The sequence below is a fragment of the Paenibacillus sp. 01L418 genome (genome assembly GCF_056400045.1).
On record NZ_JBFTSN010000101.1, the window covers coordinates 1 to 17,744 of the forward strand.

10 protein-coding genes and 1 riboswitch are annotated in these 17,744 nt (G+C 44.1%); of the genes, 7 read left to right on the forward strand and 3 right to left on the reverse strand.

Features of this window, described 5'->3' with window-relative positions; translation table 11 throughout:
- From AC1DSE_RS14610 to AC1DSE_RS14625, 4 genes are all read left to right on the forward strand, one after another.
- Positions 1-627, forward strand: a 627-nt coding sequence (locus tag AC1DSE_RS14610; RefSeq protein WP_477527823.1) for a hypothetical protein, incomplete at its 5' end; no start/stop codon positions are given.
- Positions 624-1,199 carry a hypothetical protein gene (locus tag AC1DSE_RS14615; protein ID WP_477527824.1) on the forward strand — a complete coding sequence of 192 codons (576 nt, stop codon included), beginning with the start codon at positions 624-626 and terminating at the stop codon, positions 1,197-1,199. The genes AC1DSE_RS14610 and AC1DSE_RS14615, both read left to right, overlap by 4 nt.
- Positions 1,200-1,216: 17 nt before the next feature.
- Positions 1,217-2,959, forward strand: coding sequence for an ABC transporter ATP-binding protein (locus AC1DSE_RS14620; RefSeq protein WP_477527825.1), 1,743 nt, complete (start codon positions 1,217-1,219; stop codon positions 2,957-2,959).
- Positions 2,960-2,969: 10 nt separating this feature from the next.
- Entirely contained in the window at positions 2,970-4,751 is a 1,782-nt protein-coding gene (locus AC1DSE_RS14625) for an ABC transporter ATP-binding protein (protein ID WP_477510393.1), read from the forward strand.
- 142 nt (positions 4,752-4,893) lie between these two features.
- Here AC1DSE_RS14625 and AC1DSE_RS14630 read toward each other — a convergent pair whose 3' ends face one another.
- Positions 4,894-5,397 carry a DinB family protein gene (locus AC1DSE_RS14630; RefSeq protein ID WP_477510394.1) on the reverse strand — a complete coding sequence of 168 codons (504 nt, stop codon included), beginning with the start codon at positions 5,395-5,397 and terminating at the stop codon, positions 4,894-4,896.
- A gap of 80 nt (positions 5,398-5,477) precedes the next feature.
- A complete protein-coding gene (locus tag AC1DSE_RS14635; RefSeq protein WP_477510395.1) occupies positions 5,478-6,413 on the reverse strand; it encodes a helix-turn-helix transcriptional regulator in 936 nt (311 codons plus the stop codon).
- Between the two features lie 1,133 nt (positions 6,414-7,546).
- Here AC1DSE_RS14635 and AC1DSE_RS14640 point away from each other — a divergent pair.
- Both AC1DSE_RS14640 and AC1DSE_RS14645 read left to right on the forward strand, forming a co-directional pair.
- Positions 7,547-14,791: a 5'-nucleotidase C-terminal domain-containing protein gene (locus AC1DSE_RS14640; RefSeq protein ID WP_477510396.1), complete on the forward strand. Its 7,245-nt coding sequence runs from the start codon at positions 7,547-7,549 to the stop codon at positions 14,789-14,791.
- 170 nt (positions 14,792-14,961) lie between these two features.
- Entirely contained in the window at positions 14,962-15,918 is a 957-nt protein-coding gene (locus AC1DSE_RS14645; RefSeq protein ID WP_477510397.1) for a sugar-binding transcriptional regulator, read from the forward strand.
- Between the two features lie 77 nt (positions 15,919-15,995).
- On the opposite strand, the gene AC1DSE_RS14650 is transcribed toward AC1DSE_RS14645, so the two are convergent.
- Positions 15,996-16,841 carry a bifunctional 5,10-methylenetetrahydrofolate dehydrogenase/5,10-methenyltetrahydrofolate cyclohydrolase gene (locus tag AC1DSE_RS14650; protein ID WP_477527826.1) on the reverse strand — a complete coding sequence of 282 codons (846 nt, stop codon included), beginning with the start codon at positions 16,839-16,841 and terminating at the stop codon, positions 15,996-15,998.
- Between the two features lie 65 nt (positions 16,842-16,906).
- A riboswitch (ZMP/ZTP riboswitch) is annotated at positions 16,907-16,985 on the reverse strand.
- 181 nt (positions 16,986-17,166) lie between these two features.
- Between AC1DSE_RS14650 and AC1DSE_RS14655 the strand changes: the two genes are divergently transcribed.
- On the forward strand, positions 17,167-17,744 hold a 578-nt coding region (locus AC1DSE_RS14655; protein WP_477527827.1), incomplete at its 3' end, for an ABC transporter permease.

Below are 17,744 nucleotides of genomic sequence, written 5' to 3' on the forward strand. Positions count from 1 at the left end.
AAAGTAAGCAGCATTCAAATAGAAGAACTGCCGGAATTCCGATTTCAAATTTATAAAAGCAACACGCATACTCATCAATCTGAGATGCGAGCCTCTGGACAATTGATGCCAGATGTTATCAATGAGGATAGGAAAATACCGTTCACAATAAGAGAGATTACGGTGTATTACGAGAAAGGGCAGTCTAGAAAAGTTCCGATTGGTGAGATTAATGTCGTGTGGAATAAACGAGAAAGCATACTGGACTTTGCTTCGGGAAGCTCGTCCTCAAATGGCTCTGGAAGCTATAAGGTTTATGTAAGCAAAGCAGCTGTTTTAGAGAAGGTTGAATATACGTTCAGCGATAAAGTGAAGCCATGGTTCAAGCTTGATCTATTAGGGAAGCCGCTTGCGTCGGTTGAATTCCCAATGAAGCTGTCGCAAGATGATTCATTAGCATTTACATATCAATGGTCTATTCCGGATAATGAGCCCGAAGCCTTCACGATGTTTAAGTCCAAAATCATTCTTCACTTCAAGCTGGAAGACGGACAGGAGATGATTGAGGATATTCCGATTAATCATAACCTTAATTTTAGTGAGCGGCAGCTGAAGCGTTTAGTCCGTTCGGGAGGTGAAATGCATTGAGCACCCCTTTCAGACGCGAACTAAGGAGACTTGGCTGGGGCCTTGTTATTGCAATGATAGATATAAGGCTTGGATACTTTGATTTGCTGCCTGACATTATAGGTTACTTGATGGTTTTGTCAGCCCTGCAGCATCTGGGCTCCACACACCCGGCTTATAAAAAAGCGAAGTACATTTCTATTGTTCTGATCATTCTTACTATTCCAGTTCTGTTTTTCCAATCAAATGTAACGATTACGGAATTTTCGTCTATACCGCTGGCCGTCCATTTTTATTCGCAACTGCTGTTTATTCTTCATATTTTGATGGCGTATTGGATTTTTAATGGACTTATTGAAATGCTGAAACAGGATGGAGCTGTTCAGCTGTTGGATACTGCGATTAGCCGCAGAAATACTTATTTGGTGTTCAACATTTTAATKGTTATAATATATCCGTTCTTGTTGAATGTAGAAGAAAGCTGGGTCATGCTTTTAATCGCTTTTGGAATATTGTTATTCATTATGGAGCTGCTATTTCTTCGATTGCCATTTCGAGTCTCAAATGTTAGAGAGAAAAGGTCGTTGAATTAGCGGAAAAGGGGGATCTCATGTCTTTTGTAAAACGGTTGCGATGGTTTTTTAAGGATAGATGGGGCAGCTATGCGCTTGCCATAGGCATTATGGCGGTCGTTAGCTTGCTCTCCACAATACCGCCTAATCTAATTGGACGAACGGTTGACAACATCCGCGATGGCCAGCTGACCTCAGCTGGTTTAACGCAGACGGTGTTGACTCTAGTTCTGCTTGCGTTATTTCTTTACGTCATGGTCTATATATGGATTACGACGCTGTTTGGCAATTCGGCGCTTATCGAGAAGGTGCTGAGAGGGAAGCTGCTCGCAAATTTAACAAGGATGACGCCTGCTTTCTTTCAGCGCAACAGCACGGGACAGCTAATGGCGCTCGCGACAAATGATGTACTCGCAATTGGCCAGACAGCGGGATACGGTGTAATGACACTCGTCAACACGCTGGTAGGGGCATCGGTAGTCATCATTATGATGATTTCATTAGTCAGCTATAAATTAATGATCGCAGCACTTATTCCGCTTCCGTTGCTGGCAGTCGTGATTAGCAAGCTGGGCAAAAAAGTAAGAACTCGCTTTCTGGACGCGCAGGCTTCCTTTGGGAAAATGAATGAACATGCGCTGGAATCGATTTCGGGCATACGCGTTATTCGCTCGTACGTGCAGGAAAACAATGATCTTGTTGCATTTGATCATGTGACCTCAGAGGTTATGAACAAAAATAAACGGGTTTCGATTCTAAATGCAATGTTTCAGCCGATTATCTCGTTAATTGTAGGTGTCAGTTATTCCATTGGAATAGGTTATGGATCATATCTCGTGTTCCAAGATGAGATTTCACTTGGTCAGCTCATTTCATTTAATATCTATTTGGGCATGCTCATTTGGCCAATGATTTCGTTTGGCGAGTTTATTAATGTGCTGCAGCGCGGCAGTGCTTCTGCTGATCGATTGGACTCGGCGTTAACGCAAAAGCCGGATCTTCAAGATTCGGATAAGCCTGTTGCCATTAAGGTGCCTACGCGCATTGAGATGAAGCAGCTCACCTTTACTTATCCTACGGCTAGCCAGCCTAGCTTGAACAATGTATCCTTTCAGCTTGAACGAGGCCAGACACTTGGAATCGTAGGGAAGACCGGGAGCGGGAAGAGTACACTGCTTAAGCAGCTGCTGCGTCAATATCCGCTTGAAGCGGATCGTTTAATGATAGCGGGAGTTCCAGTTGAGCAAATTGAGATAGACCAGATGAGACGCTGGATTGCCTATGTGCCTCAGGAGCATTTGCTTCTCTCCAAGACGATCAGAGAAAATATTGCGTTAGGCAAGCCGAACGCAACACAGGATGAAATCGCTCGAGCGGTTCAAATGGCTTCTTTTACAGAGGATATTACACAAATGCCAGAAGGACTTGAAACGGTCGTTGGGGAAAATGGTGTTATGCTCTCAGGTGGACAAAAACAGCGGCTGGCGATTGCGCGGGCATTGCTCGTTGATTCCGAAATATTGCTGCTGGATGATTCCCTTTCAGCAGTTGATGCACGGACGGAAAGTCGAATTCTTCACCATATTCGTTTGGAGCGTGAAGGAAAGACGACATTTATTACGACTCATCGCTTATCAGCGGTTAGCCACGCGGACTGGATACTTGTGCTGAATGAGGGCCGAATCATCGAAGAAGGATCTCATGAAGAGCTGATGCTGTTTGGCGGCTGGTACAAGGAACAGTGGGAACGGCAGCAAATGGAAGCTAGCTTGGAAGAATAGGAGGCTTAGAATGCCAAAACAATCAACGGCGAGAAGACTATTCGCATATGCTCTCGTCTATAAGTTTAGAATTATCGGCGCCTTGCTTATTCTGTGCTGCGCGGTAGGTGCTGAGCTCGGCGGACCTTTTATTATAAAAACGATAATCGATAAGCATTTATCAGTCGGCGGGAATGATATTATGCCAGTTCTCGGGCTGCTGGGCGTTTATATGGGGCTGCTGCTTGTTGCAAGTATTAGCAATTTCTCGCAATCCTATATTTTGCAGACGACGGCGCTTCGCATTATCAAAAATATGCGTATGGATTTAATGAGTCATATTCAGCGAATTCCGCTGCGCTACTTCGACAATACGCCGATCGGGCAAATTGTATCGAGAATTGCGAACGACACAGAGGCGATAAGGGATTTATTCATGAGCTTCATGGCGACCTTTGTTGTCAGCTTCGTACAGCTGCTCGGTATTTTTACTGCATTGTTTATTTTGGATGTGCGGCTCGCGATGTTTTGCTTGCTCTTGCCGCCGCTTTTCGCGATCATTATGGTCATTCATTTAAAATACTCAAAGAAATACATTACGATTATGCGCGCACGTCTCAGCGACATGAATGCGATGATCAACGAATCGATTGTCGTTATGCCGATTATTCAAGCTTTTCGCCGTGAGAAGGTGACGCTCGAAGAGTTTGAGGTGCTGAACGAGGATCGTTACATTAACCAGATCAAACAGTTTAGAGTTTTCTCTTTGTCTTCAAGAAACATTGTGGGCACCATTGGAAGCTTGGTAACAGCGATGGTTATTTGGTACTTTGGGCGAGCTTCACTGGAAACAGCAATTCTTTACGGCGTATTTTATGCTTTTATCGATTATTTGGGTCGTATTTTTCAGCCGATTATCGGTATTTTCGATCAATTGACGAATGCACAGCGTGCATTTGTTTCTGCGGAGAAGGTATTTGCGATATTGGACATGGAAGGCATGGAGGTCGAAGAGGTAGCTCAGGTGAAACGTCCGGATGGTGTCGTGAAATTCGATAACGTTACGTTTGCATATAAAGAGGGCGAAAACGTTCTGAAGCAAATTTCATTCGAAGCGCGCAGAGGAGAGACGGTTGCATTAGTCGGTCATACCGGTTCGGGCAAAAGCTCGATCATGAATCTGCTGCTTGGCTTTTATGAGCCGGACAAAGGGAACATTACGATTGATGGACGTAATATAGCGACGTATTCGAAGCAGGAGCTGCGCAAGCATATGGGCATTGTGCTGCAAGATCCGTACTTGTTCGCAGGCGACATTAAATTCAACGTCAGCCTGTACAACAAGGACATCACAATAGATCGCGTGAAAAGCGTGCTGAAGGATGTTGGGGCAGCAACTTTTGTAGAGCAGCTGCCTGGCGGCTATGATGAACCTGTAGTTGAGCGCGGCAGCACGTTGTCTTCGGGACAGCGGCAGCTTATCTCCTTCGCTAGAGCTTTAGCCTTCGATCCTTCTATTCTTATATTGGATGAGGCGACAGCCAGCATCGACAGTGAGACGGAGGGGCTGATTCAGCAAGCCTTGAAGGTGGTCAGTGAAGGCAGGACAACACTAATTATCGCGCATCGCTTGTCCACCATTCGAGAAGCGAATCAGATTCTCGTCTTGCATCGCGGTGAAATCGTTGAGCGCGGCAATCATGATACTCTAATGGCGCTGCGAGGCAGATATTATAAAATGTATCAGCTGCAGAAAGGCGAGAAAGTATCGACTGAGCCGGCCACTGTAGCGATGGAAACACAAGGACGGTAGAAGTTTACTTTTAATGCTTTGAATAGGAATGAGAATAGCGGCAGCCAAGGAATGGAATTATTCCGAGGCTGCCGCTGCTATATATAATTTAAATCGTGTGCTGATTTAGTTGAAATAGGCTTCATTTATGCGATCTCTTGTATCACTTCTTAGACTGCGGCTGAAGTAGAAACTCTTCTACTTGTTTGCGATGATGCTCATCATGCTGGATAAAATCAAAAATTAAATATCCGATCGAATAGGGAGCTTTCGTTTGTGGACAATGTGTATTTCCGTGTACAATAATAGGATGAAAAAATTGCTGCTCAGTCATTTCGGTTAATTTTTGCACAAGTTTTTGTCTTGTCTCAATCGCTTGATTCAAAATTTCAGAAGGCAATATGCCGGATAATGCGTAAGCCGAGGAGGCAGCATTATATTCATCGTGGTTCGGGAATTCAACTTTGCTGTGTTTTTCAGCTTCGGGCAGTACGCTTGTAATGAAATATTGATCCCATTTGTCTAAATGGGCAATGATTTCTGCGGAGGACCATTTGCCCTCCTTGATCGGATTAAGCCATGCTGGTTCAGGTGTGATATGGGATAAGGATGAATACCACGGCGCTAAGCTGCCAAACTGCTGAATAAGTTCATTTTGTTTAATCATATAATCCTCCTACAATCAGATATAACTGAATTGTAGTACATAAACCACGACAACTGCCTGTCATCGTTTCGTTCTTTTTTTTAGCTGTAAAGCCGCCATATTTTTTTCGCTCTATCTCGGATAATATCCCTCACATATTTCGGCTCCATTATTTCCACGGCGTCCCCGTAGCTCAAAATCATGCCATATACCCATTCATCCTCAGGATAGACGATTTCAACAACCATTGTACCGTCATTCTCACAGCGAATGATTCCTTCTTGAAAAGAATCTTCGACTCTCACTTTAACGCTAGGTTGAAAACGCATCACCAAATGCACCGTCTTCGTATTCATTTTCCATTCGGCTTCAATGGCTGCAGCGTCATAAACGGCGATTTCTCGGTCAAAGATTTCGGATATGGCAGCTAGTTTTCGCATTCTCGATAGTCGATAAAGCTTTGTTATATTTTTGTCTCTGCAATAGCCGTACAAATACCAATGGAACCCTTTATGAACGACGGAAGCCGGCTCCACGACAGCTTTAGCTGAGCAGCCTTGGGAGTTGGTGTAATCAAAGGTTACGACCATTTTCTTCTGAATGGCCTGTCGAAGGAGAGTTGTTTTTTTCTTCTCCTCCTCATTGCAGCCCCATGAGGATAAATCAATAATCCATTGTTCCAGTGCTTTATCCGTATAATGAATATCGCTTTTTTTCAATAGGGCTCGCATCTTCTCCAGCGTGCGGGCAACATCAAGATCATCCGAATGGCTTTGCAGCCCTTTTAGTCCTGTCATTACGGAAACGAGCTCATCTTTAGTGAGAACCTGATGGCTTAAGCGGTAGCCCTCCATAATTTCAAAACCTCCGAGCAGCCCCGGGAATGAAAGGATGGGGATGCCTGCCATATTAATGGCTTCCATATCCCTCTGAATCGTTCGGTTTGAGACTTCAAACTTTTGGGACAAAACCGAAGCGCTTGTTCTGCCGTGATTCAATAAATAAATGATAACAGCGAGCAATCGTTCTATTTTCAAAGTAATCACCTGTGGATGTGGATTTATTGTAGAGAGTAGTGCTTGTCGGGTTTGGGGCGGCTGGCTTTGACGARAATAGAAGCAACGAGCAGAGACTGAATTCTAACGAACCCAGAAGCATCGAGCATAAACTGAATGCTAATGAACCCAGAAACAACGAGCAGCTACTGAATGCTGTTGAACTTAGAAGCAACGAGCATAGTCTTAGTTCTAATGAACCCAGAAGTAACGAGCAGATACTGAATGCTAATGAACTAAGAAGTAACGAGCAGATACTGAATTCTGCCTAGCCTAGAAGCAACGAGCAGTGACTGAATTCTAACGAACCTACATGCTGCTATTTGCAATAATCAGGTCCTAAATAAATTCTAACGAACTCAGATAACGTTATATGTGTAAAATAGAGCTCATTTACATCAATTGAGGTCTAATAAGGCCCTCTAGGTTCGTTAGAACTAGAAAGGTTACATTTTAAAGCAAATAAGGTGTCTGGTGTTCGTTAGATTTCTGTTGCAGTGATCTATAGCTCATCCTTGCATTTCCCGCTTGTTTGATAAGTCCTGTTTTTTGCTTCTCAGTCCTATGAATACCGTATCTTTCGACATATTAATGGGAGTTTCGTAGAAAATTTAGAAGGTCAACACATCTCTAGGCACGATTATGGATTTGAAAATATTGTAACATTAAGCTTGAATATACGGAAAGAACCACTTCGGCATTTATTAAATAGACAAAACGACCCATTAAAGTTACATGTTAAGTTATGTATATGGTACTTCAAACACAATTTTAGTCTATTTAAAACAAATCCTTCTACCAATTGACAGGAAAAATGTTCCGTTGTATACTCTCCATAAAGTCTTGTGTTAGTTTACATCACATTTAAGAGTAGATGGTTCATAAACTTTGGGCCCGAAGTTAAATTCCCCTTCCTTCATCAATGCAAATAGTCTGTTCACGGATGTTATGCATGTTTTTGGAGTAAGGGGATTTTTTATTGCCATCTATGAACAAATGTGCATGTTTACGAGAACTTAATTTCATTTTGATGTTGTGATTACACTTTGTAGCTAATCTAATTGTTGGGTAAACTATTTTATTCATTACTGGTTGTGGAGWGGGGAAAATGTAGGATGCACAAATTGGTCATACGAATACAAAGAAAAGCTTGCATGCTGTTAGCGGCTCTTCTTTTGGTTGGAGGCACGCTCGGCAGCTTAGGTGCGCCGGTTCAGGCGTCGCCTGCAGGAGATAATATCGTTATTTCACAAGTGTATGGCGGTGGGGGAAACAGCGGAGCAACACTGAGAAATGATTTTATCGAATTGTATAATCCTACGAATAAAGACGTTGTTTTGACAGGTTGGAGCGTTCGATACGCAAGTAAAGAAGGTGCCTTCACAGTTGGAAATACAACAAATTTAACAGGGACTATTAAATCAAAAGGCTACTTTCTCATTCAACAAGCGAGTAACGCTGCCGTGGGAGCAAGCCTTCCAACACCTGATGTTGTAGGGACATTGGCAATGAGCGTCTCTGATGGGAAGGTAGAACTGTTAAACAAAACATCAGATAAGATTGACTTTATTGGTTACGGAGCAGCGAACGAATCTGAAAAGCAGCCAACAGCAGCTTTATCCAGCTCAAAAGCTGCCATTCGTAAAGCAGATACAGGAGCAGCAAGTGACAGCCGCGGGAAGGATACAGATAATAACTCCGCGGACTTTGACATTCTGACACCCGACCCGCGCAACTCCACGTACGGCGTTGTCGCTGTTGATGTTGAAGCAGTAACGCCAGACGTAAACGAAGGAGCTGTACTTCCGGGTACAATCATTAAGCTCTCGACGCCAACAGTTGGCGCTAGTGTTTACTATAGTGTATACGGTGCAGGAGAAACGCAAGTTGCTCCAGAGGACTTTACGTTGTATCAGCCGAATGTAACAGAAATCAAAATTAATGCGCCTACAACGGTTCATACTTATGCCAAAAAAGAAGGTTTTCCAAATAGTGCTTTGCGTGAATATTCTTATACGATTTCTACACTAGTGACTATCGCACAAGCACGTGCGGCTGCACTTGGTACAAGCGTAACGCTTAGTGGTGTTGTAACACACCGAGCGGATTCAGGCGCTTTTGTAAATCTTTTTGTACAGGATCAAAACGGAGGCATTATTGTTAGAGTTCCAAGCAGCGTCTCGGCACAGCCGGGGGACGTCATTGAGGCTTTCGGCAAGCTGACTGAATTTTCGGGGTTGCTTCAATTGGAGGCATCTGCTGAAAATGCAAAAGTAACGGGTTCTGCTCCTGTTCCAGATCAGATCGTTGTTGATTCTTCGAGCTTTGGCAAAACGACTGAAAATCGCAACAAATTCGAAGCACGTTTGGTTCAAGTCAAAAATATTAAAGTTGAAAGTGTTGCCAGCGGCGTTGTTACAGCTACGGATGCTGTGAATGGCGGCAAAGTTATTATTTATTCTTCCGATGCTTCGTTCGTGGCAGGTAAGACCTTCGAGCAGGTTACTGGCGTTATGACGTTCCATTCCAGTGTAGGATTGGAATTATTGCCGCGTAATACACTCGACATTGTTGAGAAACGGTTGGCTGTTCAAGCGAGCATTCCGTCAGGCGGCATTAACGCAGGAGGAGCTGTATCGCTAAGCTCACTAGTTCCGGGCGGTGTGATTCGTTACACGACAGACGGAACTGTTCCGACAGCTACTACAGGAACGCTTTATACGAAAGCTATTGTCGTAAATGCGGATATGGTCATTAAAGCGGTTGTGACAGCTGGTGGAGTGACAAGCGATGTATCGACATTTTCGTATAAAGTATTAGAAAATACCAATGGTATTGCCATTCATACAATTCAAGGTGAGACGCATAAATCGATCTATACCAATGTAAAGGTTTCGAATGTTACTGGTATTATTACTTCGGTCAGCGCGAATTCCTTCTACATGCAGGCACCTGATGAGGATCAGGATGAGAATCCGAATACGTCCGAGGCTATTCAGGTGTACAAGCCTGCACATGGTCTAGCTGTTAAGGATGAGGTATCAGTCACAGGTACTGTAGAGGAATTTGGAAACAGTCCATCTTTGACTGTAACGCAAATTAATGCAGCAACAATTACTAAAGTATCGAGCGATAACCAGCTTCCTAAAGCTACATTGGTAGGAACAGGCGGTCGAATCATTCCTAACCTGATCGATACCGACAGCTTTAGCAAGTTCAACCCAGAGAACGATGCAATTGATTTCTTCGAGAGTTTGGAGAGCATGCTCGTTGAAGTGAAAAATCCAACGATTACTGGACCTTACGCGAATGCGGTAACTCCAATTACGTTTGATAATGGTGCTAACAATCCAGTGAAAACCGCTGTAGGCGGAATTGTATTGCAAGGAAATGGTTTGTCTGCTATTGATAGCAGCTTGAACCCGCAGAAGCTGTATGTAGGCGGATCAAAGCCAGCTGGTGCAGAAATTAAAACTGGCGATGCTTTTAACGGCAATATCGTTGGCGTAATTCAATACGCTGGTGATCTGTATAAACTGTTGCCTACACAAGCTTTGCCAACTATCGTACGCAGTACAAACGTCCAGAAGGTAACGAGTATTGTACCGAACCCGGACAAGCTGACGATTGCTACATTTAATGTGGAAAACTTCAGCGCAGATCAAACAGCTAAAGCTGCAAAAATTGCTTCAATTATTGTAACGAATATGAAGCAGCCAGACATTATCGGTTTAATGGAAGTACAAGACAACGATGGCGAAAAGGATACGGAAAATACGGATGCTGCCCAAAGCTTCAAAACGCTGATTGATGCGATTAAAGCAAAAGGCGGACCTACGTATTCTTATACAGACATCGCTCCTGAGAGAAATAAAGATGGCGGCGCTCCTGGCGGTAATATCCGTGTAGGCTTCTTATATCAAGCCGACCGTGTAACACTTGCTCAAGGAACGAAAGGCGATTACAAATCAACAATTAAAGTAAACGGAATTGGCGGCTTAACGCAAAATCCTGGCCGTATTGGCTCTGATGACGCTTCAACATTTGCTTCATCTCGTAAACCGCTTGTAGCAGAATTTATGTTCCAAGGAAAACGAGTTGTTGCGATTGCGAACCATCTGAATTCAAAAGGTGGAGACGGCAAGCCTTGGGGTGATGTTCAGCCGGTTGTTCGCAGCAGCGAAGTGCAGCGCGCGAAGCAAGCGGAAGCTGTTAACAGCTTCGTGAAGGATTTGACAACGAAAGACCCTGAAGCAAGTGTAGTCGTGCTAGGCGACTTTAACGATTTCCAATTCTCTGGCACATTGAACAAAATTAAAGGCAATGAATTGACAAACCTTGTAGATACGCTGCCGGTTTCAGAACGTTACTCGTATATCTATGACGGTAACTCTCAAACGCTTGATCACATTCTCGTTGATAAAGCAAATGGGACAAAAGCAGAAATCGACGTAGTACATGTCAATGCTGATTTCTCTACAGAACAGGGCAGAGTGAGCGATCATGATCCGCTTCTTGCGCAGCTGGATCTGTCAGCTAAGAAAAAATCAGAATTTGCAATGACGGTATTGCATACAAATGATACGCATGCGAATTTGGATTTAGATACGACGAGCGTACCGAACAACATCCTACGCCGTGTAACGGCGATTAAGGAAGCAAAAGCAAGCTCGAAGAATCCGATTCTGGTCGATGCTGGAGATGTGTTCTCAGGCTCGCTGTATTTCAACAAATACTTGGGACAAGCGGACCTTGCATTTATGAATTTAGTTCAATATGATGTTATGACCTTCGGTAATCATGAATTTGACAAAAATTCGAATGTACTTGCTGATTTTATTAAAAATGCATCGTTTCCTTTCGTTTCGTCTAATGTGAATTTTTCGAAAGATGTTGTTTTGAACGAATTGTTCAAAAACGAAATAGGCAATGGAACCGTTGGTGCAACCATATATCCGGCACTTATTAAAGATATAAATGGTGCGAAAGTCGGAATCATTGGTCTTACCACAGAAGATACGGCTAATATCGCTTCACCGGGCGATGTAACTTTCGAAAATGCAGTAGAGAAAGCCAAAGAGACAGTTGCTATGCTTCAAGGAAAAGGCATTAACAAAATCATTGTTTTATCTCACATTGGTTATGAGGCAGATGTGGAGCTTGCTAAAGCGGTGCAAGGTATCGATATCATTGTCGGAGGACACAGTCATACGAAATTAGATGCAGCAGTTGTCGACAATTCGGATCCGAGCGCACCAAAGCTTATCGTTCAAACAGGTGAAAAAGGCCAGTTCCTTGGCAAGCTTGAAGTGAGCTTTAACGATGAAGGTATTCTAACCAAATGGCATGATCAACTGATATCCATCGATGCGATGACGGGTAAGGAGTTTAACATTGCTGAGGATGCCGACGCTAAACAAATTTTAGAATCGAAATACAAGCCTGGCGTTCTTGAGATGTCAAAAACGGTAGTAGGGAATACGGATGTTATTTTGAATGGCCTTCGTGCTGATGTGCGCTCAAAAGAAACAAACCTTGGAAATTTAATCGCTGACGGTATGCTGGCAGCAGCGAAAGCGGCAGGAACAAATGCGGTCATTGCGCTGCAAAATGGCGGTGGCATACGTGAAACGATTAGCGAAGGGCCGATCACTCAGGGGGAAGTATTAACTGTTCTTCCATTCAATAACGATTTGGTTACGATCACATTAACGGGACAAGAAATCAAGGATGCAATGGAAAACGGTGTGTCTACGATTACAACGACTAAGGACGGTCGCTTCCCGCATATCGCTGGAATGCGTTTTGACTATGACTCGACTAAACCAGTGAACGAGCGTGTAGTGCGCATTCAAGTGAAAAACGGAGATAGCTACGTTCCGATTGATTTGAAAGCAAAATATGAAGTTGCAACAAATGCTTTTACGGCCAAAGGCGGAGATTTCTATGCTTCACTTGAGAAGGCCTATAAAGAAGGACGCGTAAACTTATTGTATTTGCCGGACTATGAAGTATTTACGAGCTACATTCAGAAGCTTGGAACTATTACGGCGGCAACTTCAGCTGTTGAAGGGCGGATTGTTGATCTAAAAGGCGAGCCTCTTCCAGGTGAGAACGATCCATTCAAGCTAACGATTATGCATGTGAACGACACGCATGCTCACCTTGATTCGATTGCAAAACGTTTTACAGCGATTAAAGAAATTCGTGCAGAAGTAAAAGACTCTATTTTGCTTGATGCAGGTGATGTGTTCTCAGGAACGCTGTTCTTCAACAAATATCTTGGTCAAGCGGACTTGGAGTTTATGAATAAGATCGGTTATGACGCGATGGTATTCGGAAACCACGAATTCGATAAAGGTCCATCCGTACTTGCTGATTTTATCAAAAAAGCGGAGTTCCCGTTTGTAAGCTCAAATATCGACTTCAGCAAGGAACCTGCAATGAACGGACTTGTGTCTGAGCAGGCAATCGGTAAACCAGCTGCGAAAGGTAAAATTTATGACGCGATCATATTGGATGAAGGCGGGCAAAAGATCGGCGTATTCGGCTTAACAACGGAGGACACAAAATTCCTTGCTTCGCCAGGAGATAATATTGTGTTCGAGGATTATATTAAGAAAGCTGAAGAAACGGTCAAAATGCTCCAAAAAGAAGGCATCAATAAGATTGTGGCATTGACGCATCTAGGAAATGAATTTGATAAGGTATTGGCTGAGAAGGTTACAGGCATTGACGTTATCGTCGGTGGACATAGCCACACGAAGGTTGACGCACCGCTTGTATATCATGCTGCGGGAGAACCAACTCTCGTTGTACAGGCAGAAGAGTATGGCAATTATTTGGGCCGTTTGGACCTCGAGTTCAATAACAAAGGGGTATTGACCGCATGGAATGGCAAGCTGCTTACAGTTAGCGGTTATGCAGCAGACCCGGAAGCTGTTGAAATGCTGAAGCCATACAGTGCGGGTGTTGAGAGTATTCAGAAACAAGTGATCGGCAAAACAAATGTGTTCCTAGATGGTGAACGTGCTTCTGCACGAGCAAAGGAAACCAATCTCGGAAACCTAATGACAGACGGAATGGTCTCCAAAGTAAAAAGCTTTGTAAACAGCAATGAGGCATTAAAGGAATTAGATGTAAAAGGTTATGTAGGTATTCAGAATGGCGGCGGCATTCGCGCTTCGATTAAGAAGACAGCTGAAGGTAAAGTAGATGGAGACATCATGATGGGTGAGTTGCTAACGGTGATGCCTTTCGGAAACAACCTTACAGCGCTTCGTATGACGGGCCAAGAAATTATTGCTGCGCTTGAGAACGGTGTGAGTGGAATCGAAACAGGACAAGGCCGCTTCCCGCAAGTATCAGGAATGCGCTTCTACTACGATTCTAGTAAGAAACCAGAAATTTTGGATGCAGACGGAATTCTTAAGCAGGCTGGCGAACGCATTACGAAGGTTGAAATCAAAAACGCAGACGGCAGCTACAGTGCAATTGATTTGAATGCTTATTATTTTGTAGCAACAAACTCATTTATGGCTAATGGCGGCGATTTCTATCGTTCGATGAAGCAAGCCAAAGATGCTGGACGCCAGCACGAAATGAATATTGTTGACTACGAGGTATTCTTGGAGTATATCAATCAATTAGGTACGATTAATGCAACGACAGAAGGACGTATTGTTGATGTGAATGTTGTAGTTCCAACACCTACTCCAACACCAACAACACCGCCGGTGACAACACCGACGCCGACACCAACGCCAACACCGACGACACCGCCGGTGACGACACCAACACCGACGCCAACCATCACATTTAGTGATGTACGCGGCCACTGGGCTGCAGATGCTATATCGAAGGCAGTGGAAATTGGGTTTGTTAATGGGTATGGAGACGGTACGTTCCACCCTGGAGACACAGCAACAAGAGCACAATTTATTACAATGGTTGGCAGAGCGCTGAAGCTTGAATCGTCGACAAGCAAGCTGGACTTTGCAGATGCGGGTCAAGTTCCTGCATGGGCACGCTCCTTCTTTGCACAGCTTATCGAGGATAAGGTCATTGCGGGCTACGAGGATAATACGCTTCGACCATCAAGTGAATTAACAAGAACGGAAATGACCGTAATTCTTGTTCGCGCACTAGGCATTAAAGTTGATCCGAAGGCGAAGCCGACGTTTGCTGATTTGAGTGACATTCCTGTATGGGCTCGTCCTTATATCGCTGCGGCACAAGCCGAAGGACTAGTAGCAGGCATGGGCGGCAATAAATTTGCACCTAAGAAAAATGCAACAAGAGCAGATGTGGTTACACTGATTTTGTCCGCACTAGAGTATGAAGGAAGAAACGGAATTTAATTAAGCAAAAGCGTCCCATTCCACTTGTTATGAGTGGGGGGGACGTTTTTTTTAGTAAGATTTGTTGTTTTCATACAAAGAAGGCGACACTTCATTTGAAACCTATGTTAAATTAGAGGGAGTAGATACCGTTTGCATTTCTAGACATAAATAGAAAGAGTGAAACTTGGATGGCTGATGATCGACTGGATGATAAGCTTAGCAAAATGATTGATGTAGCAAGGCTGTATTATGAACTGGATTATAATCAGGAAGAAATCGCTCAGAAGCTGGGGGTATCGCGCCCTACGATATCAAGATTTTTACAGCAGGCGAAGGATGAGGGGTATGTTCAAATAAAAATCGTACACCCGAACGAAAACAATTTTGTTCTGGCGAATCGATTGGAAGCGAAGTTTGGGCTGAAAAAAGCGGTTATCGTTTCTGTGCCTCAGTATGAGGACAGCATCGTAAAAAAGTATATTGGCGAAGCGGCAGCGAACTATTTATACGATACGGTAAAAGATGGCGATATCATTGCGACAACGTGGGGAACGACGCTCTTTCAAATGGCTTCTCAGCTTAAGGATAAGCCGGTTCGCGACGTAAAGGTCGTGCAGCTCAACGGCGGGGTTAGCCATTCGGAAACCAATACATACGCTTATGAAATTGTTCATTTATTCGGCAAGGCTTTCCATACGATACCTTACTTTATTCCGCTGCCGGCGCTTGTTGACCATGAGGTTGTGAAGCGGACGATTGAATCGGATCGCCATATCCGCAATATTTTGGAGCTAGGGAAGCTTTCTAATATTGCCGTTGTAACCGTAGGAGCACCTACGGATGATTCTGTATTAATTAGAGCCAATTATTTCACAGATTCAGATCTGGAAATTATTCGCGAGAAAGCAGCTGGCGATATATGCTCACGCTATATCGATATTACAGGCAATATTTGTTCAACACTCATGAACCAGCGCACGATTGGAATCAGTCTCGATGAACTGAAACGCAAGGACCAGTCGATACTTGTGGCAGGCGGAGCGAAGAAGGTAGATGGCATTTATGGCGCGCTGCGCGGCGGCTACACGAATGTACTCATTACCGATCAGTTTACAGCGAGGTATTTATTAGAACGGGATGTGTAGACATCCCATAGAACAAACGAGGGGATCTTAGCTGCAAAGCGGCAAATAAGATCCCCTCGTTTTTCTTCCTATATCTCTTATTGAAGTGCAAATCGCTCAGCGGAGTCAACCGTATGCTTCAGAAGCGTGGCGATCGTAACAGGACCTACGCCTGCAGGCACAGGGGTGATCGCACTTGCTTTTGCTAGGCATGCCTCGTAGTCAACGTCCCCAATATTCCCTTTGTTGTACCCTGCATCAAGTACTACAGCGCCATCGCGAATCCATTCGCCTTGAATAAAGCTTGGTTTGCCGACTGCAGCAACGACGATATCGGCAAGACGCAATAGCTCCGCTAAATTTTCTGTTTTGGAATGACAGGTTGTTACGGTTGCATTGCGGTTCAGCAGCATCTGAGAAACGGGTTTGCCTAGAATCGGGCTTCGTCCAACGACGACGGCATGTTTGCCTTCGACCTTGATTTCATAGTAATCAAGAATAGCCATAATAGCAGCAGGGGTACATGACGGATACTGGGCATAACCAAATGCATTTTGAGCAAAACCTAACGCGGTTACACCATCAACATCCTTATGGATACTAATCGCTTCAAAGGCAGCACGCTCATCAATTTGATGCGGTACAGGGTGCTGCAAGAGGATGCCGTGAATAAGCGGGTCTTCATTAAGCTGCAAAATAACGTCAATTAAATCATCCGTTGAAATGTTTTTGTTCAAATGAATACGTTTGGAATCAATGCCAAGCCGCTTGCATGCATTGCCCTTCATTCGAACGTAGGTTTCAGACGCAGGGTCATCGCCCACCAGTATCGTCGCTAAGCATGGAATGATTCCCCGCTTGCTAAGAATCTCAACTCTTTCTTTCAGCTGCTCTTTAATCGCATCGGCCACAATGGCTCCATCCAAAATCAGTTTCTCGGTCATCTTCTACCTCAGCCCCTTATAAATAAATGTTAAAAAAACATAAAAAGGCAAGGGGTATGTCCCCTTACCTTTGCCCAGGCGTACGGCTAATGATCTGTGCGCTTCCTCATGGTTGCCCATGTTCCGCCAGTTACGCACAGCTTTTAAATGGTATTTTGATTTTAACAGGTGGAAAGTTCAAAAGCGAGTCATTAACATTATTTTATGATTATTTAGGTGTAGAAACGAGAGGATGGATGCTATAATTACTTTATCAAGAGGGAGCGGGTCGCGCTGCCCTCTTTATTGCAGTTTGCGCAAAATGATGGGAGATTGAGGTGGTAAGTTGTTAAAGCTCACTAGATTTTTGAGGAAATATTGGCTGAGCGCTGTGCTGGCACCGCTGTTTATGCTGCTAGAGGTGGTCATGGATTTGCTGCAGCCGCGATTCATGGCGAGCATTGTGAATGAGGGCATTATAGCAGGTGATCTCACAGCAATCGCGAGCACCGCGCCCAAAATGCTGATCGCCGCATTGATCGGACTAATCGCAGGTGTCGGCTGCACGGTGTTCTCGACGATAGCATCGCAAAACTTTGGGGCTGATCTGAGGCAGGAGCTGTTTCAAAAAATACAGTCGCTGTCGCTTCGATCGCTTGACCGTTTTGGTTCAGGCTCCATCGTGACGAGACTGACGGGTGATGTCACACAAATTCAGAACTTAGTATTGCTGCTGCTCCGCGTATTTGCACGCAGTTCATTCATTATTATCGGCAGTCTGATCATGGCTTTTGTCATCAGCCCGCGCCTGTCTATTATTTTGCTCGCAATGATACCCTTATTAGCTCTCTTCCTCATCATTACAACTCGGATTACCGTCCCTTTGTTTTCAATGATGCAGCATCGGCTTGATCAAGTGAATAC

Bases quoted from the DNA above. Each gene is read 5' to 3' on its own strand.
- AC1DSE_RS14650 (WP_477527826.1), bottom strand. From the start codon at position 16,841: ATGACCGAGAAACTGATTTTGGATGGAGCCATTGTGGCCGATGCGATT.
- AC1DSE_RS14640 (WP_477510396.1), top strand. From the start codon at position 7,547: ATGCACAAATTGGTCATACGAATACAAAGAAAAGCTTGCATGCTGTTA.
- AC1DSE_RS14625 (WP_477510393.1), top strand. From the start codon at position 2,970: ATGCCAAAACAATCAACGGCGAGAAGACTATTCGCATATGCTCTCGTC.
- AC1DSE_RS14620 (WP_477527825.1), top strand. From the start codon at position 1,217: ATGTCTTTTGTAAAACGGTTGCGATGGTTTTTTAAGGATAGATGGGGC.
- AC1DSE_RS14630 (WP_477510394.1), bottom strand. From the start codon at position 5,397: ATGATTAAACAAAATGAACTTATTCAGCAGTTTGGCAGCTTAGCGCCG.
- AC1DSE_RS14645 (WP_477510397.1), top strand. From the start codon at position 14,962: ATGGCTGATGATCGACTGGATGATAAGCTTAGCAAAATGATTGATGTA.